The organism is Nocardioides ultimimeridianus (assembly GCF_054777895.1).
On record NZ_BAAHAB010000009.1, the window covers coordinates 156,409 to 181,845 of the forward strand.

At 69.8% G+C, this 25,437-nt stretch carries 28 protein-coding genes and 1 riboswitch; of the genes, 17 read left to right on the plus strand and 11 right to left on the minus strand.

Annotation, left to right across the window (positions count from 1 at the left end; translation table 11 throughout):
- Positions 1 to 2 precede the first annotated feature (2 nt).
- Positions 3 to 1,931 carry a GmrSD restriction endonuclease domain-containing protein gene (locus ACYU8V_RS09315; RefSeq protein WP_460846859.1) on the minus strand — a complete coding sequence of 643 codons (1,929 nt, stop codon included), beginning with the start codon at positions 1,929 to 1,931 and terminating at the stop codon, positions 3 to 5.
- A 160-nt stretch (positions 1,932 to 2,091) separates the two neighbouring features.
- On the opposite strand from ACYU8V_RS09315, the gene ACYU8V_RS09320 reads away from it, so the two are divergent.
- The 10 genes from ACYU8V_RS09320 (at position 2,092) to ACYU8V_RS09365 (ending at position 12,823) form a co-directional block, all read left to right on the plus strand.
- Positions 2,092 to 4,329, plus strand: coding sequence for a HelD family protein (locus ACYU8V_RS09320; protein ID WP_460846861.1), 2,238 nt, complete (start codon positions 2,092 to 2,094; stop codon positions 4,327 to 4,329).
- Between the two features lie 295 nt (positions 4,330 to 4,624).
- Positions 4,625 to 6,052: a hypothetical protein gene (locus tag ACYU8V_RS09325; protein ID WP_460846862.1), complete on the plus strand. Its 1,428-nt coding sequence runs from the start codon at positions 4,625 to 4,627 to the stop codon at positions 6,050 to 6,052.
- A 57-nt stretch (positions 6,053 to 6,109) separates the two neighbouring features.
- A complete protein-coding gene (locus ACYU8V_RS09330; protein ID WP_460846864.1) occupies positions 6,110 to 6,280 on the plus strand; it encodes a hypothetical protein in 171 nt (56 codons plus the stop codon).
- A gap of 428 nt (positions 6,281 to 6,708) precedes the next feature.
- The gene (locus ACYU8V_RS09335) at positions 6,709 to 6,921 is read left to right on the plus strand and encodes a hypothetical protein (protein WP_460846865.1); all 213 of its coding nucleotides are present in this window, start codon (positions 6,709 to 6,711) and stop codon (positions 6,919 to 6,921) included.
- Between the two features lie 244 nt (positions 6,922 to 7,165).
- On the plus strand, positions 7,166 to 9,274 hold the full coding sequence (locus ACYU8V_RS09340; protein ID WP_460846866.1) for a putative bifunctional diguanylate cyclase/phosphodiesterase: 2,109 nt from the start codon (positions 7,166 to 7,168) through the stop codon (positions 9,272 to 9,274).
- Positions 9,271 to 10,065 carry an HDOD domain-containing protein gene (locus ACYU8V_RS09345; RefSeq protein WP_460846868.1) on the plus strand — a complete coding sequence of 265 codons (795 nt, stop codon included), beginning with the start codon at positions 9,271 to 9,273 and terminating at the stop codon, positions 10,063 to 10,065. The genes ACYU8V_RS09340 and ACYU8V_RS09345 overlap by 4 nt, the downstream gene beginning before the upstream one ends.
- A gap of 92 nt (positions 10,066 to 10,157) precedes the next feature.
- Positions 10,158 to 10,607, plus strand: a complete 450-nt coding sequence (locus tag ACYU8V_RS09350) for a DUF2510 domain-containing protein (RefSeq protein WP_460846869.1) — start codon at positions 10,158 to 10,160, stop codon at positions 10,605 to 10,607.
- Between the two features lie 37 nt (positions 10,608 to 10,644).
- The gene (locus tag ACYU8V_RS09355) at positions 10,645 to 11,415 is read left to right on the plus strand and encodes a DNA-formamidopyrimidine glycosylase family protein (protein ID WP_460846870.1); all 771 of its coding nucleotides are present in this window, start codon (positions 10,645 to 10,647) and stop codon (positions 11,413 to 11,415) included.
- A gap of 91 nt (positions 11,416 to 11,506) precedes the next feature.
- The gene (locus ACYU8V_RS09360) at positions 11,507 to 11,935 is read left to right on the plus strand and encodes a hypothetical protein (RefSeq protein WP_460846871.1); all 429 of its coding nucleotides are present in this window, start codon (positions 11,507 to 11,509) and stop codon (positions 11,933 to 11,935) included.
- A 63-nt stretch (positions 11,936 to 11,998) separates the two neighbouring features.
- On the plus strand, positions 11,999 to 12,823 hold the full coding sequence (locus ACYU8V_RS09365) for a class I SAM-dependent methyltransferase (protein ID WP_460846872.1): 825 nt from the start codon (positions 11,999 to 12,001) through the stop codon (positions 12,821 to 12,823).
- Between the two features lie 113 nt (positions 12,824 to 12,936).
- Here ACYU8V_RS09365 and ACYU8V_RS09370 read toward each other — a convergent pair whose 3' ends face one another.
- The 3 genes from ACYU8V_RS09370 to ACYU8V_RS09380 all read right to left on the minus strand — a co-directional run bounded on the left by ACYU8V_RS09370 (position 12,937) and on the right by ACYU8V_RS09380 (position 14,889).
- Positions 12,937 to 13,668 carry a GIY-YIG nuclease family protein gene (locus tag ACYU8V_RS09370; protein ID WP_460846873.1) on the minus strand — a complete coding sequence of 244 codons (732 nt, stop codon included), beginning with the start codon at positions 13,666 to 13,668 and terminating at the stop codon, positions 12,937 to 12,939.
- Positions 13,669 to 13,840: 172 nt separating this feature from the next.
- On the minus strand, positions 13,841 to 14,212 hold the full coding sequence (locus ACYU8V_RS09375; RefSeq protein WP_460846875.1) for a DoxX family protein: 372 nt from the start codon (positions 14,210 to 14,212) through the stop codon (positions 13,841 to 13,843).
- A 14-nt stretch (positions 14,213 to 14,226) separates the two neighbouring features.
- Positions 14,227 to 14,889 (minus strand): NAD(P)-dependent oxidoreductase, encoded by a 663-nt coding sequence (locus tag ACYU8V_RS09380; RefSeq protein ID WP_460846876.1) that lies wholly within the window; start codon positions 14,887 to 14,889, stop codon positions 14,227 to 14,229.
- A gap of 77 nt (positions 14,890 to 14,966) precedes the next feature.
- Here ACYU8V_RS09380 and ACYU8V_RS09385 point away from each other — a divergent pair, with 77 nt between their 5' ends.
- A complete protein-coding gene (locus tag ACYU8V_RS09385) occupies positions 14,967 to 15,371 on the plus strand; it encodes a winged helix-turn-helix transcriptional regulator (RefSeq protein ID WP_460846877.1) in 405 nt (134 codons plus the stop codon).
- Positions 15,372 to 15,396: 25 nt separating this feature from the next.
- Here the strand turns inward: ACYU8V_RS09385 and ACYU8V_RS09390 are convergent, their stop codons facing one another.
- From ACYU8V_RS09390 to ACYU8V_RS09415, 6 genes are all read right to left on the minus strand, one after another.
- The gene (locus tag ACYU8V_RS09390) at positions 15,397 to 16,071 is read right to left on the minus strand and encodes a DsbA family oxidoreductase (RefSeq protein ID WP_460846878.1); all 675 of its coding nucleotides are present in this window, start codon (positions 16,069 to 16,071) and stop codon (positions 15,397 to 15,399) included.
- A 106-nt stretch (positions 16,072 to 16,177) separates the two neighbouring features.
- On the minus strand, positions 16,178 to 16,372 hold the full coding sequence (locus tag ACYU8V_RS09395; protein WP_460846880.1) for a ferredoxin: 195 nt from the start codon (positions 16,370 to 16,372) through the stop codon (positions 16,178 to 16,180).
- Complete coding sequence (locus tag ACYU8V_RS09400; RefSeq protein WP_460846882.1) at positions 16,369 to 17,568, minus strand: cytochrome P450; 1,200 nt, start codon at positions 17,566 to 17,568, stop codon at positions 16,369 to 16,371. The genes ACYU8V_RS09395 and ACYU8V_RS09400 overlap by 4 nt, the downstream gene beginning before the upstream one ends.
- Positions 17,565 to 19,100: a bifunctional 3-(3-hydroxy-phenyl)propionate/3-hydroxycinnamic acid hydroxylase MhpA gene (gene mhpA / locus ACYU8V_RS09405; RefSeq protein WP_460846883.1), complete on the minus strand. Its 1,536-nt coding sequence runs from the start codon at positions 19,098 to 19,100 to the stop codon at positions 17,565 to 17,567. The genes ACYU8V_RS09400 and mhpA overlap by 4 nt, the downstream gene beginning before the upstream one ends.
- The gene (locus ACYU8V_RS09410; protein WP_460846884.1) at positions 19,097 to 20,041 is read right to left on the minus strand and encodes a fumarylacetoacetate hydrolase family protein; all 945 of its coding nucleotides are present in this window, start codon (positions 20,039 to 20,041) and stop codon (positions 19,097 to 19,099) included. Before ACYU8V_RS09410 ends, mhpA begins: the two co-directional genes overlap by 4 nt.
- Positions 20,038 to 21,171 carry a VOC family protein gene (locus ACYU8V_RS09415; protein WP_460846886.1) on the minus strand — a complete coding sequence of 378 codons (1,134 nt, stop codon included), beginning with the start codon at positions 21,169 to 21,171 and terminating at the stop codon, positions 20,038 to 20,040. The genes ACYU8V_RS09410 and ACYU8V_RS09415 overlap by 4 nt, the downstream gene beginning before the upstream one ends.
- Before the next feature lie 126 nt (positions 21,172 to 21,297).
- Between ACYU8V_RS09415 and ACYU8V_RS09420 the strand changes: the two genes are divergently transcribed.
- From ACYU8V_RS09420 to ACYU8V_RS09430, 3 genes are all read left to right on the plus strand, one after another.
- Positions 21,298 to 21,966 (plus strand): TetR/AcrR family transcriptional regulator, encoded by a 669-nt coding sequence (locus ACYU8V_RS09420; protein ID WP_460846887.1) that lies wholly within the window; start codon positions 21,298 to 21,300, stop codon positions 21,964 to 21,966.
- A gap of 152 nt (positions 21,967 to 22,118) precedes the next feature.
- Complete coding sequence (locus tag ACYU8V_RS09425) at positions 22,119 to 22,589, plus strand: hypothetical protein (RefSeq protein WP_460846888.1); 471 nt, start codon at positions 22,119 to 22,121, stop codon at positions 22,587 to 22,589.
- 119 nt (positions 22,590 to 22,708) lie between these two features.
- Positions 22,709 to 23,191 (plus strand): SRPBCC family protein, encoded by a 483-nt coding sequence (locus ACYU8V_RS09430; protein WP_460846889.1) that lies wholly within the window; start codon positions 22,709 to 22,711, stop codon positions 23,189 to 23,191.
- A gap of 30 nt (positions 23,192 to 23,221) precedes the next feature.
- Here ACYU8V_RS09430 and ACYU8V_RS09435 read toward each other — a convergent pair whose 3' ends face one another.
- On the minus strand, positions 23,222 to 23,638 hold the full coding sequence (locus ACYU8V_RS09435; RefSeq protein ID WP_460846891.1) for a cupin domain-containing protein: 417 nt from the start codon (positions 23,636 to 23,638) through the stop codon (positions 23,222 to 23,224).
- Between the two features lie 106 nt (positions 23,639 to 23,744).
- Between ACYU8V_RS09435 and ACYU8V_RS09440 the strand changes: the two genes are divergently transcribed.
- The 3 genes from ACYU8V_RS09440 (at position 23,745) to ACYU8V_RS09450 (ending at position 25,310) form a co-directional block, all read left to right on the plus strand.
- Positions 23,745 to 24,056 (plus strand): hypothetical protein, encoded by a 312-nt coding sequence (locus ACYU8V_RS09440; RefSeq protein ID WP_460846893.1) that lies wholly within the window; start codon positions 23,745 to 23,747, stop codon positions 24,054 to 24,056.
- A gap of 25 nt (positions 24,057 to 24,081) precedes the next feature.
- Positions 24,082 to 24,906, plus strand: coding sequence for a sulfurtransferase (locus ACYU8V_RS09445; protein ID WP_460846895.1), 825 nt, complete (start codon positions 24,082 to 24,084; stop codon positions 24,904 to 24,906).
- A 17-nt stretch (positions 24,907 to 24,923) separates the two neighbouring features.
- Positions 24,924 to 25,310, plus strand: a complete 387-nt coding sequence (locus tag ACYU8V_RS09450; protein WP_460846897.1) for a nitroreductase family deazaflavin-dependent oxidoreductase — start codon at positions 24,924 to 24,926, stop codon at positions 25,308 to 25,310.
- Positions 25,308 to 25,422, plus strand: a riboswitch (cobalamin riboswitch). Its footprint overlaps the gene before it by 3 nt.
- Positions 25,423 to 25,437: the final 15 nt, after the last annotated feature.

Below are 25,437 nucleotides of genomic sequence, written 5' to 3' on the forward strand. Positions count from 1 at the left end.
CGTCAGTCGGGCTCTCCGGACCCGAGGCGCCCGACGTACTCCCGCAGGGCCGCGACCGAGGTGAACACCTCGATGCCCCGCGAGCTCAAGGCGTCGATGGCACCAGGCTCATCGAGCTCGAGTGCGACAGGCCGCCCGATGCCCTCCTGCAACCCGGTCGGCCAGTACGCCTCCGCGGTGCAGAGGCAGTCGCCCGTCAGTTCATCGACCACTTCTATGTCGCGCTGAGGAGTGGCGTAGCCCCCGTCCACCAACCACGAGACGAGCGTGTCAACCTCTTCGGTCGCCTCGTCACGCTCCTCTTCCGGCACGTCAACTGGGGCCGACGGCTGCAGCTCAGCCTGGGCGGTCGTGCCCTTCTCGAGTCCTTCGAGGAACGCGTTGGCTGCCGCCGCGAGCGATCGGCGCCGGTCCGCTAGGAAGTCGTGGAACCGGCTCGTCTCCCACATCGCCGGATCGGTGGAGATCCACTGGCTGGCGAGCGCGCCCGGCTGAGCGGCCTCCACCTTGGGCATGTAGGTGGACGGAGGAGTGGCACTGATCGTGATGTTGGTCTGCTTGGTGAGGAAGCAGAAGTTGGCCACCGCGTTGACATCGCCTCGCCGGTACCCCTCCTTGTAGAGGAGCGCTTTGGGGAAGATGTGGTGCACGTCCAAGGACGACAAGTGTCCCAGCAGGGACGCCGACAACGGCAGCCCCGTCCCGAAGTCCCTCGCCGACTGCGTCCTGGTCAACATGTACAGCGTCGGGTAGAAGCGGGAACCCATGGTGCTGCCCGCAAAGTCGGTCTCCCGCACGGTCAGATCGCCACGCGACTGCCGGATCGTCTCCAACAACGCGTCGGCACCCCCGGCGTCGACCGCGTCCAGGTCCTGCGACAGGAAGGTCTCGGTGGATCCGGCGTACCGACCCCACATGCCCGTGTGCGCGAACCAGGCAAGCAGCTTCCCCTGCGTGGCGGCGTCTGGAAGTCTTCCGCCGTTCCCGTGCGTGTGCCGGGCGAGGATCACGAGGGCGAACTTGCTGAACAGCACGCGGTCGTGGTCCAACCCCAGCCGGCCACCGATCACGTCGAGCCAGGCACTGACGTAGCGGCGAGCGAGCTTGAGCGACGTCTGCACGTCAGCGACCGATACGCCCGCAAGCGCAGTGAACGGCGCCTTTCCGGTTGCGATGGCGTTGACGACACGAAGAAGCCAATCCAACTTGAAGTCGAAACCGACGTTCCGCCACTCGGTGAGTGCGTCGTTGAACTGCTGGCGGGCCTCCGGCCACGAGGCACACACCTTGGCAAGTGCCAGATCGCCTTTCGAAAGCTTCGTCCCGCCGGAGTTGACGCGATTGAAGATGTCGACCACGACGTCGATCGACTCGTCGGGTCCCGTGACCTCTTCGATGTGGAAATCTCGGTCGGCGATGCCTGCCACCCTCGTGACCCGTCCGACCAGCTCGCCCGCAGCCCCGTTGTCGCCGCCGGCGAGCTGCAGCAACGACGGATACAACGTGCCGATCGCCGTGTGCCCCGCCGCGAACAGCGCACTCACGTCGATCCACGCAGGATCGTTCTTCATCTTTCCCGGGGCGCAGAACTCGAACACCTCGTCTTGGACGTTGAAGTACAGACCCGTGAAGGCCTGCGCGTTGCCCTCGAAGAACTTGGGCGCTCGCCCTCGAATCACCCCGTAGAGCGAGGTTCCGCGCTGCTGGCCGTCGAGCAGCAGCTTCACCGTTCCATCGGTGCTCACACCGCCTCGCGCGGTAGCGCTGTCCGCGGCAGTATTCCAGGTCATGAACCCGCCAACCGGGTACTGGCGATAGAGCGAGGTGAACAAACTCCGAACCTGTTCACGGTTCCAGACATAGCCGCGCTGGAACTCCGGCAGCGCGATGTCGCCGCTATCGATCTGGTTGAGGATCTGTGAGACCTGCACGGGACTCCTTCCGAGAGTGCGCGTCCCGGACGCGACGGCCTGACCGGGAAGTACTCAACCATTCTTCGACCGGATCCGCAGCGCTTCGCTCAGAGGAGGACGACTGCCGATCTTGTCGGTTCCGCCGATTCTGTCGCGGGATTCGATTACGTTCCGCTGCATGACGCAGATCGCGGATATCGCCGAGGTGCAGGACCACTTCGATCGAGCCTGGGACAGACGTGAGGCCGCACGGGCTGCGGCCAAGGCCGGTGGGCCGGCCGGGACGCGGCATGCGCAGATCGCGCTGAACTCGCAGAACCGGAACTACCTGGCGAAGCTCGCTCCAGCAGACGTCGCTGTCGCCCACGGCTCGATCCGCCTCGACGACGGCGAGGTCGTGTACGTCGGCCGAGACACGATCTGGGACGAGGCCAAGGACATCCTTGTCGTCAATTGGCGCACCCAGATCGGTGAGCTCTACGAGCGTGCGACCGTCCAGGACCCTCGCGGTGTCGCGCTGAAGCGGACCTTCCACACCGACCGCAACCACGTCGTGGCGTTCGACGACGTCGTGTTCGCCGAGCTCCTCGGCAAGGTCGCGGAGCTCACCGAACTCGAGCTGAGCGGCGTCGACGACGCGCTCCTAGCGGACCTGGACACCGGCCGCACTGGGACCATGCGCGACATCGTCCGCACGATCCAGGCGGCCCAATCGGAGCTGATCCGCCACGACTCCCACGCTCTCCTCGTCATCCAGGGAGGGCCCGGGACGGGCAAGTCCGCGGTTGCACTCCACCGGGCGTCGTGGCTGCTCTTCAACGAGGACGGCCTCACGCCCGACCGAGTCCTCGTCATCGGGCCGACCGACACGTTCACCAACTACATCAAGGACGTTCTCCCGGGCCTTGGCGATCACAGCGTGCCCCAGCTGAGCCTGCGACGGCTCGGACCGCAGAACAGCACCCGACGTGAGGAGCCGATCCCCACCGCACGGCTCAAGGGCGAGGACCGCATGGCGACGCTGCTGGGCAGGGCTCTGCACCTGCGCATCCGCTTCGCCGGCAACGACCCGGAGCTCACGATCACCAACGGCCGTACACCGATCACCATCCCGCGCGCCGACATCGAGGCGCAGATCGATGCGCTGCGGTCGGCTCCGACGTACAACGCCGGACGTCTCGGGATGCGCAGCTGGCTGACCTCGCGCGTCGAGCGCGCTTTGCAGGAACCCGGACGCCTCGGGCTGTCACAGCCTGTCGACATGCCGGCCGTCGACGTCGCGCTGGACCGGGTATGGCCACCGCTGACCGCCCAGCAGTTCGTCCGTGATCTGCTCGGCTCCCAAAATCGGCTCCAAGAGGCGGCGGGCGACGACTTCACCGCCGGCGACATCGGCCGCCTGTTCCGGCGCGCCGCCGGGACAGCTGCAGCCGAGACCTGGGCGGACAGCGACGTGGCTCTCTTGGACGAGGCGGAGTCTTTGATCAACGGCATGCCCGAGCGCTACGCGCACATCCTCGTCGACGAGGCGCAGGATCTGTCGCCGATGCAGCTGCGTTCGGTGGCACGACGCTCGCTCAACGGCTCGATGACCATCGTCGGCGATGTCGCCCAGTCGACCGGCCCGTGGGCGCGCGACTCGTGGGACGAGGTCATGAGCGCGTTGTCCCGGCCCGGCGTGCCCGTCGTGCTGGAGGAGCTGGCTTACGGCTACCGCGTGCCGTCCGAGATCTACGCGATCGCCGCCCAGCTGCTGCCGTACGTCGCCCCCGGGCTCCAGCCGCTGACGGTGGTTCGCCCGGCCCCGAAGGAGCCGGAGTTCATCATCGACAACGGTGACTACGACGTCATCGACGAGACGATCGACGCGATCACCGAGCATGCGAAGAAGGGCCGGTTCCTCGGCGTCATCGTGACGCCTGAGTTCAAGCCACGGTTGGCTGAGGAGCTCACGAGTCGCGAGATCAGCTTCGCCGACGCCGACAAGGGCAGTCTCGGCTCCGCTGTCAACCTGATCTCCGCGAGCGAGGCCAAGGGACTGGAGTTCGACGCCGTGATCGTCGTCGAACCGGCGGCGATCGCAGCGATGGACCGTGGACTTCGGCTCCTCTACATCGCCCTGACCCGTGCGACCAAGTACCTGACTGTCGTCTACTCGCAGGCGTTCGCACACCTCGGGTTGGAAGGGGCGCCGCCACTGGCTCCTCCGGACATCCCGGTGGTGACCGTCGCCGTTCCCGAACCGGCCCCCATCCGGGCCGCTGCACTGCCCCAGCCCGCGACGCCCGGTGTCCTCAGTCCGGCCCTGGTCATCGCGGCCGGCCAGTGGGCAGCGCAGCTGCGGGACGAGATCGCGCCGCACAAGCTCGGCGCCTTCATCGCCGAGATCGCGCGTCAGCTGGGCCTCCCGGAGTAGTGGCTCCTCAATGGCTGCCCAGGTCCGACAATTGGTCGTAGAGCATGACGCGATCGAGCTGGCACGACGCCTCAACTCCTCGACGCGCGACCGTCCGGTGGTCGTGGTGACGACGCCAGCCGGGCGGGACGCCCCGTACATCGACGCGAAGCGGATCGTCGACGAGGTCGGTGACGCGGCGGAGGTCGTCGTTCTCCCCACGGGTGACGTGTCGTGGGCGTTCTCCCGCGAGATGGCCGATGGGACACAGGTGTACGGCGGGGCCGGGCGGGTCTACCCCGTCGGAGTCGAGTGGGTGCGCGACCTCCGCAAGTCGCCGCTCCGGATGGCCTTCAGCCTGGCTGAGGGCGCTCGCGTCACGGAGACGCTGGTCGCAGATGCCCTGCAGATGGCCGTGTCCGCCGGCATCCTCGGCCGGTCGTCATCGACCACAAGACGCTCCTTCGAGGGGACGGTTACAGGCATCGTGGCGGGGCGCGCCATCGTTCGCGACGAGCTGGGCCGGACAGCGACGATCGTTCCCGAGCTGGTCGCTGCCGGCGTACCTATCGAGTCGATGGTGCGGAGGGGCATGCGCTTGGCCGGTGCGCTCGACGACGGTGGACGCCTTGACATCTCCTTCCGAGCGGGTCACCTCCTCCGCTACCAGCCGGGCCAGGTGGTCCTTGCACGCGTGACGGAGGCGACAGCCGACACCGCCGCTCTCATGCTGCACCCGGACATCACGGTGACGGTCCGCCGCGACCACATCACTGCCAACGACCTCGACCGCGTGGACGACCTGATGACCGTGGGCGAGGTCCTCCGCGCCCGGATCGTGTCGGATTCGCCCTGGTCCCTACGACTGGACGACCTTGATGACGATGAGGTCGCCGTACCCGCCTTCACCTTGTTCGACGGCGGCCCGCCGTGGTTGGCGGAGGGTCTCCCGCAACAACCCGAGGTCGCGGGTCGCACTGTCCTGCCGAGTGCGCCGTCTCCGCTACGCCTCCGCGACACGAGCCCGCATCAGGTGGAGGAGACCGCTGAGCCGCACCTGGTTCCTACACCCGCGCCCCATGCGCATCCCACACCGATCCCGCACGCGCCGCCTCGCGATGGCCTCGCCGCCAGCCAGGCACAACAGCTCGACCAAGCCAACGAGAAGCTCCGTGAGCACCGCCAGACCATCGCCCATCTCCACGACGAGAAAGACGAGGTCGTCGCCGAGCTGGAGTGGGCACGCCAGCGGGCCGACGAGCTCAGTCGCAAGCTCGCCAAGGTGACCCACGAGCTCCGTAAGGCGCGGGCCGCACCCGGGCCGACCCCCGACGACCTCTTCGCCGATCCGGTGGAGCAATTCAATTTCGAGCTGTACACCGCGTGGGCCCGCCGTGTGCCTGCGGCTGAGAAGTCACAGCGGCCGCTGCGCAGCTGTGCCCTCGGCCCCGACTTCCTGGACTCGATCGACCGGCTCCACGGGGTGTCGCGGTCGAAGATCGTCGATGTCGTCGTCGAGGTGCTCACCGGCATCGCCGAGGCTCAGCCAGGGCGAGCACTGCACCGACTCAGGACCGCACTCGCCGGAGACGCACCGGTCCTCACGCGTGCGGACGGCGCTACGGCGTGGCGCGTGTCCCTCCAGACCGGCTCTCCGAGCGCACGGCGTCTTCACTTCTGGCGTCGCCACGACGGCTCGATCGAGCTCGGCAAGGTTGTCCTCCATAACGACTTCACCATCTGAACTACCGGTTCTCCGCACCGGCGGAGACCCACGACAGCGTCTGTGAAGGAGACTGACATGTGGTACCTCTGGATTGGCGGCATTGTCGGCCTCATCGCGGCGGTCATCGCCGGAGCCAAGACCGGCGACGGGGCAGCGGTCTTCGTCGCTGCCTTCGGCGGACTCATCCTCTGGCCGCTGTTGCTCCTGGCCGGTCTCGTCCTCCTCGCTAACTCCAACAAGCCGTGAGGGCGAACACCGATTTCGACGTGCAGGTGCCGGCGTACGACTAATCTCGGCGACGGGTTCGGCCACCTTTGGCGAGTCGAGCCTCTAGCACTCGGAGGACTCATGGCATGTAGCAAATGCGGTGCAGGGAACCACAACTCTGCGACTCACGACGAATACGCCGTGCGCCGCTGCAGCAACTGCGGCATGCAGGGACACAACGTTCAGACCTGCCCAACCGCACGGCGATGCAGTATCTGTAACAGCTACCAACACAACTCGCGCACATGTCCGCAGAGGCCGTGACCGCACACGATCAGAGATCGGGCTCGTCGCCGAGCTCCGCCTGAGCCATTTCCGGCCCTCAGCCGTCATAAGTCGACGCATCCCGCCCATCGCGACGCCGACGCGCGGCGCATGTGACGAACCAGAAGGGGTACCGCCCCGGCATGAGGAACGGGATCGGGATCGCGGTGGCGGTGTGGCTGCTGATCGGTGTCCTCGCCGCGTTCCAGCGGGGGTACTTCGGCGGCAACGCCGACACCAGCTGCCGCAAGGTCAGCGACACGGTGCTGACGATCGTCGCCGGGCCGCTCGACTACCTCGGGGTCAACCCGAAGGTGAAGTGCCCGAAGGCGGAGATCCCCCAGCCCTCGAAGTGAGGCCCGCGCACGCTGCCGGCAGTGCCCCACACACGGCCGGCAGCGCCGCGTCGGCAGGCTAGGACGACCCCCCGACGCATTCGGCAACCCCGCGCATCCGCTGCGAAGAGTAAAGAACTCCACCTCTCAAGCCTGTCCGCCCATCGCCGATGGGGGCATCAGGCGATCTCCCTCGAACGGGTCATGGACGACCCGGAGGCATCGCAACTGATCCACGAAGGACGGGAAGCGCATGACCGCGAGCGTGACACGCAGGGTGGACGATGACGCCGATCCCGAACGCTCGCCCCAGCATCCCCGCGACATCGTCGCGGCGATCCTGCACTCCGCCTCCGCGGACACCGCGGTCGCCCTGCTGGTCGCGGAGGTCGACGACCCGCGCGGACCGGTGATCCGCTGGAGCAACATCGGTACGACGGAGCTCTTCGGGCTCGCCGCCTCCGATCTGGTCGGCCGGGAGCTGGGCGACTTCGTCGAGCCCACCAGCGACCACGCCCTCGGCTCGCTGTTCCGGCGGGAGCGGTCGACGAACGGCGCGGTGACGGCCCGTACGGCGGTCGGCGAGTCGATCGAGTGCCGGTTCCGAGCCGTCCCCGCGCCCGACGGCCTGCTGTGGGCGGTCCAGATCAGCCCCGCGCGCTCCGACATGGAGCTCGCGCTGCGGGCCTCCGCCGACGCCCACCAGCACCGCTTCGAGATCCTCGCCGAGCGCTCTCCGGTGCCCACGATGATGTCGGAGCAGGGCATGCGGCTCGGGCACGTCAACGACGCACTGTGCGCCTTCCTCGGCGTCACCGCCGACAAGCTGATCGGCACCGGCTGGATGTCCTACGCGCACCGCGAGGACCTCGCCCTGATCACCGAGAGCGTGGTAGCCGTCCTGGACGGGCAGGAGCGCGAGATCCGGGCCCGCTTCGTCGACAACCAGCAGCGGGTGCGCCACGCCGACCTGCGGTTCACGCCGCTGCACACCCCGAAGGTCGGTGACGGCTTCGTCGCCACGCTGGAGGACATCACCGAGCGACGCGCGTTCGAGGAGCAGCTCAGCTACCAGGCGACCCACGACTCGCTGACCGGCCTACCCCGGCGTACGAAGCTGTGGGACCACCTCGCGGCCGTCATGGCCGATCCGGACGCCGACCTGACCTGCATGTTCCTGGACCTCGACAACTTCAAGCTGGTCAACGACAGCCTCGGCCACACGGCCGGCGACGCACTGCTCGTGGAGATCGCGCACCGGCTGATCGGCGCCGTACGGCCCGGTGACCTCGTCGCCCGCTTCGGCGGCGACGAGTTCGTCGTCGCGTGCGGCACGGGCTCGCTGGACGGCGCGCTCGAGGTCGCCGACCGGATCATGCGCGTGCTGTCCGAGCCGCTGCGCATCGACGGCGTCGAGATCCACCCGCAGGCCTCGATCGGCGTGGTGGTGCGCGGCCCGGACCACCACTCGCCCGACGACCTGATCCGCGACTGCGACATCGCGATGTACCAGGCCAAGGGCGACGGCAAGGGACGCATCCGGGTGCTCGACGAGGGCGCGCGGGTGGCGGTGTCGGACACGTTCCTGCTGGTCGCGGACCTGCGCAACGCGCTCAAGGAGCGCCAGCTGACGCTGTGCTTCCAGCCGATCATGAGGTACGACGGCGACCGGCCTGTCCTCGAGTCGGTGGAGGCCCTCGCGCGGTGGAAGCACCCGGTGCGCGGCGCCGTACCGGCCGACGTCTTCGTCAAGCTCGCCGAGGAGAACGGACTGGTCTGGGAGCTCGGCGACCACGTGCTTGAGGCGGCCTGCGAGGCGATGCTCGAGTGGCAGCGCGAGCTGGGTCCGCTCACGCCGCCGCGCGTGAACGTCAACCTGTCCGCGCTGCAGATGAGCGACCACCTGCTGGTGCACGCGGTGAAGCAGATCATGCGCCGCACCGGGGTCCGCCCGGACCAGCTCTGCTTGGAGATCACCGAGTCGGCGCTGATGAACGACCCGGACTCGGCGTCGCTGATCCTCAGCCAGCTGCGTGCGCAGGGCATCCAGATCGCGATCGACGACTTCGGCACGGGCTACTCCTCGCTGGGCTACTTGCGCCGGCTCGCGGTCAACTACCTCAAGGTCGACCAGTCGTTCGTGGCGGAGCTGCAGGACGGGCACACCGCGATCGCGCGGGCCGTGATCAGCCTGGCCCGCAACCTCGGGATCGGCGTCGTCGCCGAGGGCGTCGAGACCGCGTGCCAGCTCTCGACGCTGCGTCAGATGGGCTGCTCGGTCGCCCAGGGCTTCGGCATCAGCCCACCGCTGACGTCGGCCGAGCTGATCGACTGGTGCCGTGCCGGCTACCCCACCCGGACGGAGCTCTCATGAACGTCGTGGTGGACATCGGGGACGTCCTCGAGGGCCTGGACCAGATGGCCGCCCAGCGACCGGTCGCGGCGCGGATCGTCGCGACCAGCAACGAGGACGGCGCGGGCGCGGTCGACCTGGCCGCGATCCTCGGAGCCGACGTGATGCTGGCGACGAAGGTGATGAAGCTGGCCAACTCGGTCTACTTCGGGCTCTCCGGCAACGTCACCAGCCTGCAGTTCGCGGTCACCGTCGTCGGCTTCAACACCGTCCGCTCGATCGCGACCGTGGCGCTGGCCGGCATGGACCACACCACGAGCCTGCCGGACTGCTTCTGGGACACCTCGCTCCACCTGGCCGCCTCGTGCGGGGTCCTCGGGCCGCGCTTCGACGTCAAGACCGCCGACGCGCTGTGCCTCGGGCTGCTCGCCCAGCTCGGCGCCGCCCTGCTGCACCAGGCAGACGCCGCCGGCTACGAGGACCTGGTCACCTCGACCGACCTGGGAGCCGACCGCTTCCGCGCCGAGACCCAGCGCTACGGCATCAGCTCCTCCGGCGTCACCGCCGAGGCCCTGGCGCAGTGGCGGTTCCCGATGCTCATGGTCGACGCCCTGCGCGCCATCGACTCCGGTCCCGACGGAGCATTGCTGCGGACGTCGTACGAGATCACCCGGCGGCTCCTCCAGCCCGGCCGGCGCAACGCTCCCCTGGCGCGGCTCTCGGACGGGCGGGTCGGGGAGTCCCAGGCGAGCGCGCAGATGGCGCGGGTGCGCACCGACGTACAGGAGCTGCGGGTCGCCCTGGGGTTGTAGCCGGGTTCAAGCTCGCCCACCGCTCGGTAACCAAGCAGCGCGGTTGCCCGATATCGCTGCGAAGCGTCGGGGCCCCGCCTTACTCTCCGCGCATGACCGATGACGCTCAGGGCAGCGGCGACAACGCGCCAGCGGGTTGGTACCCGCACCCGTCGATGGCAGACACCCAGCGGTACTGGGACGGCCAGCAGTGGACCGAGCACATCGCACCTCAGAGCGGTGACGCAGGCACCTCGGCCGCCCCCTCCAAGAACGTCCAGAACCAGCTCGTGATCGCTGGCATCGTCGCGGTCGCCGCGGTCGGATTCATCATGTCCCTCCAGTCCGCGTCGCTGCTGTCGGGGACCGGGACGATCTGGACCGGCGCTGCGCTGTGCGTCGGCGCCGGCATCGTGGTCCAGATCGTCAAGCCCATGCCGAGATGGGTCCGTGTCGTGGTGGCCATCGCGGCTGCCATCGCGATCATCAACGCGTTCTCGATGGAGTCACGGCTGAACGACAAGCGCGAGGAGCTCCAGCAGCAGCTGAACCAGCTTCCGTGAGCCGACGACCCGACGAACGACCCGGCAGACTGGTGGGGTGCCCGAGGGAGACAACGTCCACCGCGCGGCCCGGCGGCTGCACGCGGCGCTCGCCGGGAAGGAGCTGACGACCTGTGACATCCGGGTGCCGGCGTACGCGACCGTGGACCTGAGCGGGCGGCGGGTCGACGAGGTCGTCAGCCGCGGCAAGCACCTGCTGATGCGGGTCGGCGACGCGACCGTCCACACCCACCTGAAGATGGAGGGTCGCTGGGACCTCTACTCCCCCGGTGAGCGCTGGCGTGCGCCCGGCTGGCAGGCGCGGATCGTGCTCGGCACCGCCGACCGGGTCGCGGTCGGCTTCCAGCTGGGCCTGGTGGAGGTCGTACGACGCAGCGACGAGGACCGTGTCGTCGGGCACCTCGGCCCGGACCTGCTGGGCACGGACTGGGATCCCGAGCAGGCCGTGGCCAACCTCGAGCGCGACCCGGGTCGGCCGATCGGACTCGCGCTGCTCGACCAGCGCAACCTCGCGGGGATCGGCAACGTCTTCCGCAGCGAGATCTGCTTCCTGCGGGGCGTGCTGCCCGGGCGACGGGTCGGCGACGTACCGGATCTGCGGGGGGTGATCGATCTGGCCCAGCGGCTGCTGGAGGCCAACAAGGACCGGGGGCGTCGCCGGACGACCGGGTCCGCCGTGCGCGAGGACCTCTGGGTCTACGGCCGGCGCGGCCCGTGCCTGCGCTGCGGGACCCCGATCCGCCGCGGGGAGTCGGGCGAGGCAGGTCAGGAACGGGTCGTGTACTGGTGCCCGCGCTGCCAGACCTGATCGGTCCTACGAGTCGGAGATCACAGCCTGCGACCTATGCGTAGGGTCACAACCCCGGTTCTATGAGGCCTTTGTGCGGCATGGTTGAGAAATGCACAAAGTTGTGGTCGCCCTTGTCCTGGCCCTCGCGGGTCTCGTCGCGACGGCGCCCGCCGACGCCGCGACGACGTCCTCGGCCCACGCGACCCTCTCCACCCGCGGCGCGTACGTCGCCCCGCGGGCCTGCATCCGCTCGCACGCCGGCTTCAAGATCAATGTCGACCGCGGGTCGATCCCGGACTTCCGCGCCTGGGCGGCGGACGTGACCATCACCGGCCCCGGCCGCTACCACGACACCGCCTCGCTGTTCTGGTCCGCCGACAACGACCGCTGGCAGGCCGCGTTCTTCTGCGGCACGCCGAACCGGGCCGGCATCTACACGGTCCGCGTGCACCTCGACATCACCCACAACACCAGCTACGTCGGCACCCACACCTACGAGAACCTGTCGACGACCTTCCGGATCTGGACCCGTCGCTGACCCGAGCGACCTGAGCGCGCGAAGTCGCGCTCTGCCGCGGCGATCGCGCCTACAGTGCTGGGCATGGATGCGGACGCCCAGCTCGCCGCGGTAGCGGCCGTCTTCGACACGGTCGCGGCCGACTACGACAACGCCGACGTGGCCTACTTCGGCCCCATCGCCGATCAGCTCATCGAGGCCGCCGCACCGGTGGCCGGCGAGAAGGCCGTCGACCTCGGCTGCGGCAGCGGCCTCGTCACCACGAGGCTGGCGGACGCGGTCGGTACGACGGGCTCGGTGCTCGCCCTCGACTACAGCCCCGCCATGGTGGCGCGTACGACGCAGCTCGTCGCCGACCGCCCCCAGGTCAAGGTCGTGCACGGCGACGCCGGCGCGCCCGGCGTACCGGAGGGAAGCGTGGACCTGGTGACGGCCTCTCTCGTCGTCTTCTTCCTGCCCGACCCGTGGGCGGCGGCAGCGACCTGGCTGCGGATGGTGCGGCCGGGCGGGCGGGTCGCGCTCACCACGTTCGGCGCCACGGAGCCCGCCTGGGGCCGGGTCGAGGCGCTGCTGCGCCCGTTCCTGCCGGCCTTCGACCCGCGCGTCATCGGCCCCGAGGGCCCGTTCGCCTCCGACGCGAACATGGAGCACTTCCTGCGCGAGGCCGGCGCCGACCGTGTCGTCACCACGCCCTTCCGTATCCCGGTCGCCTTCGACGACGTCGACCACTGGGTCCGCTTCTCCCGCTCCGTCGGCCAACGCGCGGCCTGGGACCGCATGCTCGAGGACCAGGTGGACCCCATCATCGCGGCCGCCGCCGAGGCCCTCGAACCCACCCGCGGCCCCGACGGCCGCCTCCACGTCTGGCAGGACGTCCGGTGCACGGTCGGGTGGCGGGCTGAGGGGTGAGCGGCGTTGGGGCTCACGAGGGATCCAGATCGACGGAATGCTCTAGTAGCCGCGGTTCATCCCGTGGTTGACGGAGTCGAGCGCCCGTTTGAAGTGGACCTCGGCGGCGTTGATCACCGTTTCGGGAGTGGCAGGGTCGAACACGCGCAGCAGTGAGTACTGAAAGGCATCAGGCGTGCGGTTGCGCAGTTCGATGTTGTTGCCGTGGCCGTTCGTCGCGTAGGTCCCCAACGCTGTCGGATGTGTTCAGCCCCGTCCGCCTTGCCCACGTAATGGCGGCCGTCGCGAGTATCAGTGATGAGGTAGATGCCCTGAACCGATGAGAGAGCCGTGCGCCACGACGCATAGCGGTGGTCACGCATCACCGCCTGCAGTTGCGCATAGCTCAGCAGCAGCCCGTCGAACCCAGGAAACGGCACGGGTTCAGCGTCGGCGATCTCGGCGACCGGGTACGCCGCCGCTGTCGTCGCCTTGATCCACCAGGTGCGAGGGGATCTCCAGCCGAGCACCAGCCGATTCCGCAGGTCCGCCATCTGCTCGGTCTGCTCCAGATCGAACGTGCGGCCGTCCGCAGTTCGCGAGAGCTCACCGTTGTTCGTGACGACGCCCCAGAGCCGTGCGCGGTCGCCTCCCTCCGGCAGGAAGACGATCCAGGTCTTCGGCGGACTGGCCGGAAAGGTGCGCGGTTTCGCCGACTGGCCCCGGGTGTAAGCCAGAATCTGCTCGGCCGTCGAGTCGGCGTGAATCGCATACGCATCACCTCGAACGTAGGCATGCCGGATCACCATGGCCTCAGCCGGATCGATGTCCGCGCTTCCGAGGATCGCGCCGAAGGTCAGGGTCACGAAGGCAAACCTAGCCACCTGAGGGATGTGATCCTGCGGGCACATCACGACCAGCGCATGCTCGCCCGACGGGCCGACCCGGTCGGCGTACCCACTCACGACCGGATGCCGGGCGACATCCGCCCGTGAGGTGGTGGAGACAGCGATCCCGTAGCGTCCGTGCGCTGGAGGGTCAGCCCCAGACCTTGAACCCGACAACGGCTGCCACAACAGCGAGGACGAGCAGCACGATGTTCATCGGGAGCACCTTGGGTTCGCGCCGCATCACGTGGGTGGCGACAGCTCCGACCTGCACCAGCGCAAGGCCGACGGCGGCGGTCGGCCCGAGCGCCGGTGCGATGTCGAGCAGCGGCGGCAGGATCAGGCCGAGGGCGCCGAGCAGTTCGATGACTCCGATGAACCTGACCATCGGGAGCGGGAGGTCGGCCGCCCACGCCATGCCCGCTTCGACGAGCTTGGCCTGTGTGCGGGTCGACTTCTGGGCTCCGGCGGCCAGGTAGACGAGGGCGAGCAGGCTCGCCGTGATCCAGTAGGTGATCTCCATGGGTGCTCCTCGGTTCAGTTGCGGGCGTTCCAGACCACCGGGGTCTGGCGGATCCAGGTGTTCTTCTCGACGGTGTCGAGGAGGAAGGCGGCGAGGTCGTCCCGGTTGACGAACGTGGCAGGCCTCTCTGCGCCGCGTTCGGCAGCACGGAGGGGACCTGTGGCCGGCTTGTCGGTGAGGGCGACGGCTCGGACCAGGGTCCAGTCGACATCGGAGGAGCGCATCAGCTCGTCCACCCCGTTGTGGTCGTCGAAGCCGGCCTTGATGTTGGAGATCTTGATGAGGCCGCGCATGACAGGGTTGATGCGCGACCAGTCCTCGGCGACGCCCTGGCTCGAGGTCACCACGATGCGCTTGATGCCCTGTTCCCCCATGACGGTGAGGGTGGAGCCGATCGCGTCGGTCATGAAGCGCGGCGGGCTGATCGGCCTGGCCCACGGGTTGTCCGAGGCTCGGGCGTTGGCGAGAGCGCTGACCACGGCATCCGCGCCCGCGGCAGCTCGGCGGACGTCGTCGATGGCGGCGGGTGTGCCGGTGATGAGCTCCACGCCCGCAGGGGCGTCGATCGCGTCGGGGTTGCGGACCAGGGCCCGGACCTGGTGGCCGCGGTCGGCGGCGTGCTTGAGGACGTGGATGCCGGTGCGGCCGCTGCCGCCCAGCACGAGCAGGGTGCTCACGTGGGGTCTCCTGAGGTTTCGTCGTGGCGGGTTACCGTTGGTGCGGTAACGACTGTCTGTGTAGGAATCGGAGCATCATGGCGACGCAGCGAACGCTCTCGGGTCCGTGCACGGCATGGCCGGAGGACAGCGCGTTCATCCGCGAGGTGCTGGATCGCATCGGGGACAAGTGGACCGTGCTGGTCATCGCCACCCTGGGCTCGGGTCCGCTGAGGTACTCCGACCTGCAGGCGAGCGTCCCGGGCATCTCGCAGCGGATGCTGACGGTGACCGTGAAGGAGCTGGAGCGCGACGGGCTCGTCACGCGCACCGCGTACGCCGAGGTCCCGCCGCGCGTGGTCTACGAGCTCACCGACCTCGGTCGGTCGCTGCTGGAGGCGGTGATGGCGCTCGCCGGCTGGGCGGCCAGCAACCACAAGGCCATCGCGGCCCATCGCACGCAGCACGAGGCCACCGGCGTCGGCCGGGCCGCGCGTCGCTGAGAACGTCGCACGGCACCGCACCGGGTCAGCCACGAACCACCCCTTCCGGTACGACGCGGCCGACGACCTGGGCGAGCATCCGGCTATACAGCTCGACCGACTGCGCGCCCGCTGCCGCGACCTGTCGGTCGACGACGACGAACGGGACGCCCGTCAGTCCCAGCGCGACACCCTCGCGCCGGTCGGCGGCCACGTCCTCGGCGTATTCATCACCGGCGAGCACGCGACGGACCCGCTCGCCGTCCAACCCGACCGACACCGCGACGTCGACCAGCGCGTCGACGTCGAATGGGTTGACCGCGCCGGCGAAGAACCGGTCCTGGACCGCGGAGAAGAACCTGGTCCCGAGGCCCCGCTCCTCCGCATGGTGCAGCACGCGGTGGACGTCGACGGTGGCGGCGTTGAGCCGATCCAGCGAGAACGCCAGCCCCTCACGCTCGGCGAGCGCCTGGATGCGCCGCTCGGCGTCGAGCACCGCCGACGCGTCTCCGCCGTGCGAGCGGACGAACGCGCTCTCGATGCTCTCCGGCTCCCGCGGCGCGTCGGGATTCAGCTCGAACGACCGCAGCCGCAGCTCGAATCGTTCCGCGTCCGGCCGCTGCTCGATCGCGGCCCGGAGCCGGTGCTTGCCGACATAGCACCAGGGACAGCCCAGGTCGGTCCACATCTCGATCACCACACGCGCCTCTTGCACGCTCATCCCTCGCCCCGATCAGCTCAATACGAACAACTCGTTCGTAATGACATGATGCGTGCGTCGGAGATGCCGTACAAAAGGCACTTTCAGGTTCGTACGGCGCTCACGGTCAAGCGAGACCCAGCGCAGCCACCGGGCACGAGGCCACGGCGACGTTCGCGTGCTTCTCCTCATCCGCCGTCAGCTCCCGGTCCGGGTCGAGGACGACCACGATGTCGTCGTCGTCGAGGTCCAGGAGACCCGGCACCTGGTTGACGCAGACGCCGTGGCCCTCGCAGCGTGCGCGGTCGGTGGTCAGCTTCATGCGGTCTCTCCGATCGGGTGGAGGGCGAGCGGCAGGCTGGCGAGCCCGCGGATGATGTTGTTCCGTGCCCAGGTCGGCTCGCCGGTGAGCTCGATCCGTTCGACACGGTCGGCCAGGGCGTTGAGCAGGGCGTGGCCTTCGAGCCGGGCGAGGCCCTGGCCGGCGCACCCGTGGGTGCCGTGACCGAAGCCCAGGTGGCGACCGGCGTCGCGGTGGATGTCGAAGGTCTCGGGAGCGTCCCAGACGTCTTCGTCGCGGTTGGCGGAGGCGTAGAGGACCACCACCCGCGAACCCGCCGGGATCCGGACCCCGGCGATGTTCGTGTCCAGGGCCACCCGCCGGCTGAACGCCCGCAGGGGCGCCTCGAAGCGGACGACCTCGTTGAACGCGTTGGGGATCAGTCGGCGGTCCGCACGGACCTCGTCCCACTGCTCGGAGTGGAGCGCGAAGAGCCGCAGTGCGCTGGCGGTGGCGCTGATGGTGGTGTCGAGCGAGGGGGCGAGGTAGTCGATCATCAGGGCCGACGCGTCGCCCACCCCGATGACCCCGGCCCTGGACGCGGCGATGACCTCATCACCCATGCTGCCGGGCAGGACGTTGCCCGTCCGCGCGATGCGACGGGCGAAGCGCATCATCCTCAAGGAGGCGGCTGCGCTGCGAGCCGATGTGCTGTTGAGGGGGCCGAGGACGTCGAAGGTCGCGGCGGCCCAGGTCAGCAGGTGTTCGCGTTCGTCCTCGGGCCAGCCGACGAGGTCGGGAACGACCTGGAGGGGCAGCGAACGGGCGATCCGGACACCATCGACCTGCGACCGGGCCACGGCGTCGGCGACGACCTGCGCGGCCGCAGCCTCGATCGTGTCGCTCATCGACTTCAGCGCCCGAGGGGTGAGTCGGTGCGCGACCAGCTTGCGGCGCGCGGCGTGCTCCTCACCGTCGCTGTTGAGGGTGGTCCCGCGGCTGAGCCGGTTGGCGATCGGGTTCAGGCCGACACCGCGCCCGGAGAGGAACGTGCCGTCGTCGAGCAGCGTCCTCTTGCACTCCTCGTAGCGGGTGAGTGCGAAGGCGCGGTGCCTCGCGAGCCACACGACCGGACCGAGGGCGCGCAGCCGTGCGTAGACCGGGTACGGGTCAGCGATGGCGGCAGGGCTGTAGAGGCTCCCCCGGTACGTCGGTGCCGGGGAGCGCAGGGTGATCATCGGGCTCGTCCTCGGGGCTGGGAGTGGAGATCGGCACAGCGGGCGATGACGGCGGCCAGCCGACCGGCGGTGAGCACCGTCCTGTCGGGGCGCACGAGCGCCGCCTCGGCGCGACCGAGCCAACGGTCCAGGTCCGGTGACGTCCGGGAGTCCACCGTCGTGACATCGAGTCGCTTCAGGGCCGCCAGCTCCCGCCCGGTCGGGGTCGTGCGGTGCACGAGGGCGAACGAGCCCGCGACGACGTCGTCCAGGCGTGATGCGGCGTCCAGCTCGGCGTTGGGGCAGAGCGTGCCTGCGAGACCGCCGGCGAACCGTCGGCGGTCGTTGAGGCCCGAGCCGGCCAGCGGCGGCGTGGTGCTGTCGAGCAGGCGCGCACGCAGACCGGGCAGGCGCACGAGGAGCGGTACGGCGATGCGACGTACCCGGTCGCCGTACGGCCCTCCCCCGGTCATCGATCGCCCGACGGTCATGGCAAGCCGGATCATGGCGCGGGCGTGCGGTCGCCGTTCTGCCTCGTAGCTGTCCAGCACGCCGGCCGGAAGGGACCCGTCGATGACCCGCGTGACCTTCCACGCGAGGTTCGCTGCATCCCGGATGCCGGCTCCCATCCCCTGGCCGATGAAGGGCGGCGTGAGGTGAGCAGCGTCGCCGAGGAGGAACACACCCGCGTGGTGCCACCGGTCGGCGAGCTGAGCGCGGAAGGTGTACTCGGCCAGACGGACGAGCTCGAAGTCGCGGGTGTCCGTCTCCCACGGGGCGAGCAGCGGTACGAGCGCCTCGAGGCTCTCGAAGTCGGCCGTGGTCTCACCCTCGAGCAGCTCGAACTCCCAGCGGTGGCGCGTCGGACCGACGCGCATGTACGTCGCGGCGCGCGTGCTGTCGCACACCTGGTGGACCCCACCCCAGAGCCCGAGGTCGTGGGGCGTGGCGATGTCGACCACGAGCCACCGCTGTTCGTCGAACCCGAGGTCCTTCATCGAGGAGCCGATCGCGGCGCGGGTGAGGCTGTTGGCCCCGTCGCAGCCGAAGACGAACCGCGCGCGGACGACATGCGTGTGCCGGGTGTCCCGGTCGACGTACTCGACCTCCGGTGCGGAGCCATTCCCCGTCCGGACGGCGGTCACGTCGACGTTGCCCAGGAAGGTGATCAGGTCGATCCGGTGCATGCGCTCGCGCAGGATCGCCTCGAGGTCGGGCTGGTCGAACATGTTCGCCTGCGGGTAGCCGTTGGCGGTCTGCGCATCGGTCCGGTCGAACTGGGCCAGCGTCTCGTGGTCGGGCGAGAGCAGCCGCAGGCCGGCTCCGGGGATGGTGATCGCCTCGAACTCCTTGGCGACGCCGAGCGCTGCGAGGATGCGGTAGACCTCGTCGTCCAGGTGGACGGCGCGCGGTTGGGGGAATACGTCGGGCCACCGATCCAGCACCAGGGTCCTGACGCCCGCCTGGGCCAGCAGGATCGCCGCGGTGACTCCCGTGGGGCCGGCGCCGACGACGACCACGTCCGGCGGCGGGACGTCGATCGGGACGCTCATGACGCGGCGTACCGGACCGTGGTGCACTGGCGGCCGAGGTCCAGCGTGCCGTCCTCGGTGCGGATGTGGGCCTCGACGAGGTCGCCGTCCGCCAGGTAGAGAGGATTCTTCGCCTGGGCCTTGAAGAAGGCCTTCCACTTCAACGCGGGCGGGAGCAGCGCCCCGATGATCTCGATCGGCTTGGGCGGGGCCTTGAGCGCGGTCCCTCCCGGCGTACCCGTCAACACCAGGTCGCCGGCGGCGAGCGGCTGGAACTGCGCGAGCCCCTGGAGCGCCGCGAGCGGCTTGTAGAGCATGTCGTCCCCGACCAGGGCGTCCTGGCGGACATCGCCGTTGACCCGGAGCGTGAGCCGCAGGTCCTCGAACCGCGCCCAGTCGCCGGGCTCGAGGACGACCAGCCGCGGGCCGGTCGGGGTGAAGGTCGGGTAGGACTTGGCCTCGAAGAACTGGGTCTTGGGCAACTGCAGGTCGCGCGCGGACACGTCGTCGGTCACCACGAGGGCTGCGATGTGGTCGGCGATGCTCTCTGCGGTGATGGCGGTCCCCACCGGGATGTCCTTGCCGATGACCAGACCGATCTCGACCTCGTAGTCGAGGAAGCGGACGTGGCTGGGCTTGATGATGTCGTCGGCCGGCCCGCTGATCGAGTGGGAGGTCTTGCGGAAGAACGTCATCGGGACGGTTGCCGGGTTGAAGCCGGAGTCCTGGGTGTGGCTGACGAAGTTCGTCATCTGGGCGACGACCCGGCAGGGAGCGGTGACCGGCGACTGCAGCGTGCCGATGGGCAGCGGCGACTCGACGCCGGCGACCGCCGCGTCGATGGCGTCGCGGTCGGCGAGGAGCTCGGCCGTCGTCACCGCTGTGGTGTCGATGAGGGTGCCTGTCGTCGCGGACTTCTCGACGTACCACTGGTCGCCGGTGCGAACGATGTTGAAGCTCATGAGCCGGCCACCTTCAGGAGCCCGCGGAGGCGGGTGAGATCGAATTCGTTGTCGGACCTCCGCAGCGCGGAGAACAGGGAGACGGCTTCGGCGAGGGACTCCTTGCCGGGCTTGAGACCCAGGAAGTCGGCCGAGGCCGGCGGCCCCCACTGCGCGAGGCCGGAGGCGGTCATCGGCGCCCAGCCGGGTTCGAGGGTGTTGTCGAACATGTCCCCGTCGGTGAAGTGCTCGACGAGGAAGCCCTTGTCGTCGCGCCAGTAGTCGAAGATCTGGCTGCCCTGGATGTGGCGTCCGATCCCCCAGGAGCGGGAGTAGCCGGCGTCGGCCAGGAACTCCCCACCGGCGGCCAGTGCGTCGAGGTCGGCGACCTGGTAGGCGGAGTGCACGTACCGGGTGCGGGGACCGAGGGTCATGGCGAGCGTGTGGTGGTCGGCAGGCTCGCTGCCCCGGTCGCACCGGATGAAGCTCATGGTCGGGCCCTGGGAGCGCTGGCCGTCGTAGTAGAGGAAGTCGCTGACGATCATGCCGAGGTTCTGCAGGTACCAGTCCAGCGCCTGCCGGTAGCGGACCGACTGCAGTACGACGTGCCCGAGGCGTTCGACCTTCGCCGGCTCGCGGCGTGGGCGCTGCGTCGCGTTCTCGCGGACCACCGTGCCGCCGACGTTGTGGACCAGCGGCGCCTGGCTCTGCAGTGCCGGCATCTGGTCGATGCCGGAGACGACCCGAACCCGGGCGCCGCTCGGATCGAGGGTGTCGACCGCACGACCCCCGATGCTGTCGGGCAGCGTCGTCACCGTGGTGTCCAGATGGCCCGCCAGACGGAGCAGGTCGGCGTCATCAGCGGCCAGGAACGCAGGGCCGGTGAAGCGCGACTTCGGCCCACGCCGGACGATGACCGCGGGGCCACCGGCCAGGGTGCCCCGCAGGTGCAGCTCGTCGGCGTCCTTGTGGCTGGTGGTGAAGCCGAAGGCGTGCGCGAAGACCTCCGCCCCGTCGAGGTCGGGCTTCTCGAACTCCAGCCACGCCAGGTCGCGCACCTTGATGACCGGGTTCTTCGCCCGTCCGGGGTGCTCGCCCGGCTGCGCGACCTGCTCGCTGTGCAGGTCGTTGTGGGTGTGGTGGGGACTCATCGCGCCTCGCTCCATCTTGATTGACGATATCCTCAACTACGAGCGACTCGTCAGTCAATAGCTTCTGACGAATCCGTCAAACTTGTCGACGGGTGGCTAGGGTGGTGCCGATCAGGAGGTACGCCGATGCCCGAGACTGTCGCTGCCGCCGCGGCACGCAAGCGCGGAGAACGCCGCAAGGCGCAGACGCGCGCAGCGCTGATCCGTGCCGCGCAGCAGCTCCTCGCCGAGAACCGCACGGACATCCCGATCCTGGAGATCACCGAGCTCGCCGACGTCGGGATGGGCTCCTTCTACAACCACTTCGAGTCCAAGGAAGCCCTCTTCCAAGCCGCCGTCGAGTCCGCTCTCGACCTCCAGGGAGCCGCGCTGGACGCCTGGGCCGAGGATCTCGACGACCCTGCCGAGGTCTTCGCTCGCAGCTACCGCCTGACCGGGCGCCTGCACCGGGCCCAGCCGCAGCTCAGCCGGGTCCTGCTGTCCCGCGGGCCCGCCCTGATCACCTCCGAGCAGGGGCTGGGCCCCCGAGCGCTGCGCGACATCCGCCACGGCTGCGAGACCGGCAGGTTCACCGCGGCCGATCCGTACGCCGCCTTCCTCATCGCCGGCGGGGCCGCCCTCGCCCTGGGACAGGCGATCCACGACCAGCCGGAGCGGGACGACGGCGAGCTCACCGACCAGGTCACCGACGGCGTCCTGCGGATGCTCGGCCTCTCCCCCGAGGACGCCGCCGCCGTGTGCCGGGCGCCGATCCCGGACGTGGCCGCCGTGCTGGCCGAGGCCTGGTCGGACTGATCCCGGCTCCCGTCAGGTGCTCGACCGTGTCGCGAGCGCGCGTCGTACCGCCGGGCTCGCCCTCAGCGCCGCCACATGCCGGCCAGTGAGGAGCGCCGGTCGCCTTGTCCGATACGCGCACTGCATGGAGGGGTGGATGACACGATGACCGAGTGAAGGGCAAACGTGCGGTCGTGCTGGGCGGCGTCTTGCTTGCTGTCCTCAGCGGCGCCATCGGGACGTACCTCCTGGTACCGCATCGGCACGCGCCGGCGGTCGCCGACGACGCGAGCCCCGAGCAGGTGGTCGAGGCCTACCTCGACGCGTTGAGGACCCACGACTGCAGGACGGCTCGTGAACTTTCCACCGGCATCAACGTCAGGTACTCGTCGTCGTGGTGCAAGCAGCTCGACAGCATCACCGACGTGATCGTTCGCCCTGCCCGCCAGGACGACCCGATCACTCACGGCCAGAGCCCCTCAGCCGAGGTCGTCAACGTGGCTGTGCGGTTCCACCTGCGGTGGCGCCCCGGAGTCGCTGCTGACGACCCGACGGTGGAGGACATCACCGACTTCTGGGGGTACAGCCTCATCCGTGGCAACCCGGGCCAGCCGTGGCGCATCTTCGACCAGGGCGTGGGCTGACGTCTCCCTGGATGGGCGGGCGCCGGGACCCTCTGGAGGAATCTCGCCGCGCGATGTCGAGAACCCCGACCCCGCTCCGTCCCTGGTGCACGACCACCACGACCACCAGGAGCGCCACCATGAACGACACGACCACCATCGTCCTCCGCCGCAGCATCGCCGCCTCGCCCGAGCGCGTCTGGCAGCTGTGGACCACGCCCGAGGGCATCGGCGCATGGTGGGCACCCGACGGCTTCACCACGACGGTCGACGTCCTCGACCTGCGGCCCGGCGGGGCCCTGGACTACACGATGACGGCCACCGGCCCCGAGCAGATCGCGTTCATGGAGCAGGTGGGGATGCCGCTCTCGACGCGCTCGCACAAGGAGTTCACCGAGGTCGCCGAGCCGACGCGGCTGGGGTACGTCTCGCTGATCGACTTCGTGCCGGGGGTGGCGCCGTACCGGCACCTGACCACCGTCACCCTCGAGCGCACCGACACCGGGACCGAGGTCGTCATGGAGTGCCAGCCGCTCCACGACCAGGAGTGGACGGACCGCATCGTCGCGGGCCGCACCAACGAGCTCGACAACCTGGAGCGGCTCGTCGCGGCAGCGCACTAGCATCGCCGGGTGCCGCTCGCCGGACGCCGGTCAGGCGGAGCGGTCGGCCAGCTCGAAGTCGGCGAAGTCGAACCCGGGCGACACCAGGCAGCTCACCAGGGCATCACCGTCGCCCGGCAGAGTCCGCTGCCAGACACCGGCCGGCACCAGGACCTGCGCACTGTCCGTCCGTACGACGGCGCCGACCGTCTTGCCGGGCACGGGCCCGTCGCCGCCCAGCTCCAGCCGGACCTCACCCCGGTGCGCCAGCCAGATCTCGTCGGAGCGCACCCGGTGCCAGGCGGACGCCTCGCCGGCGGGCAGGAGGAAGTAGATCAGGGTCGCGGTCGGCCGCACCCTGCCGTCGTCCAGCGCGACCGTCACCGGTGACGCCCAGGTCTGGCGGTACCAACCACCCTCGGGATGCGGCTGCAGGTCCAGCTCCTCGGCCACCGTCGGTCGCTCCATGGCCGCAACCTACCGCCGCCGCTACACGGTCCCTGTCCTCGTACTCCACGAGAAGTCTCACAGGTTCGGCCGCGATCACAGGCGCCGAGTTGGGTACGGTCACGCGATGAGTCACCCCACCGCGACCGCACCGGCCCGCAGCCACCTCACCTCCGCCTCCTGGTGGTTCCGGTCGGCGGACGGCCGGCTGGCCGTATGGCAGCTCCCGAACCCGGCGCTCGGGGTCTGGCTGGTCGCTCTCGTGGTCGGCATGTTCCCGCTCACGCCGTCGCACGCGGCCCTGGTGGACGGAGCGCGAAAGGGAGCCCTCCTGGTGTGGGCGCTGGACGAGGTGCTGCGTGGCGCCAGCCCCTTCCGGCGGGTGCTCGGAGTGATCGTCCTCGTGGGGCAGCTGACGTCGCTCGCGCTGAGCTGGTGACACGGGCGGATGACACGATGGCCGCATGGCCGTCCTGATCACCGCAACCGAGCTCGCCGAGGCCCTCGACTCCCCCACCCCGCCGGTGGTCCTGGACGTGCGATGGCAGCTGACCGTGGCCGGTGGGGCGGCGTACGACGGACGCAGCGACCACCGCGCGGCGCACATCCCGGGCGCGGTGTACGTCGACCTCGACACCGAGCTCGCGGGACACGGTGAGCCGACCGATGGACGGCACCCGCTGCCGTCCATCGACAGCCTGCAGGCGAGCGCCCGGCGGTGGGGCATCGACGACGGCGACGCCGTGGTCGTCCACGACGCGACCGGCAACCTCGCCGCCGCGCGGGCCTGGTGGCTGCTGCGGTGGGCCGGGATGGCCGACGTACGGCTGCTGGACGGGGGCCTCGCCGCCTGGACCGGTCCGCTCGAGACCGGCGACGTCGCACCGAGAGCCGGCCACGTCACCCTGAGCCCGGGGCACCTGCCGACCCTGGAGCTGGCCGACATCGCGGCGTACGACGGGCAGCTGGTGGACGCACGCGCCGCGGCCCGCTTCCGCGGCGAGACCGAGCCGATCGACCCGAAGGCCGGGCACATCCCGGGCGCGCTGAACGCCCCCACCACCGACAACCTCGCGCCCGACGGCACCTTCCTGCCCGCCGACGAGCTGCGCGCCCGCTTCGCCGCAGCCGGCATCGACGGCGAGCGGCCGGTCGCGGCGTACTGCGGCTCCGGGGTCACCGCCGCCCACGAGATCGCGGCGCTGGCGATCGCGGGCATCGACGCGTCGCTCTATCCGGGCTCGTGGTCGCAGTGGAGCAACCACGACCTGCCCGTGGCCACAGGGTGACCGCGTAGCGTCGGGGCATGCACGCACCGCGCGCCCTGGCGAGGTTCAACCGCCACGTGACCAACCCGATCCAGCGCCGGTGGGCCGGGACCATCCCGCTGCACGGCATCATCGAGCACACCGGCCGCAAGTCGGGGCGCGCCTACCGCACGCCGGTGCTGACGTTCCGGCGCGGCGACCGCGTCGCGTTCATCGTCGGCTACGGCCTGGTGTCGGACTGGATGCGCAACCTGCAGGCAGCCGGCGGCGGCGGGCTCGAGCACCGGCGACGCCACTACCGCCTCTCCGACCTCGAGCTGGTCCGCGGTCCCGAAGGGCTGGCGCACCTGCCGCTGCCCTTCCGCGTCCTCGGCCGGGTGGTCGGCATCGAGGCGGTCCTCACCGCCACCATCACCCCTGGGTAGGCTGACGACGCTCGCGGTGCAGGAACCCGGTGCGAGTCCGGGGCGGTTCCGCCACTGTGTTCCGCTCCACCGGAGCGGACAGCCAGACACTGGCCGCGGGCGATTCCGACCGCTAGTCGGGGCGAGA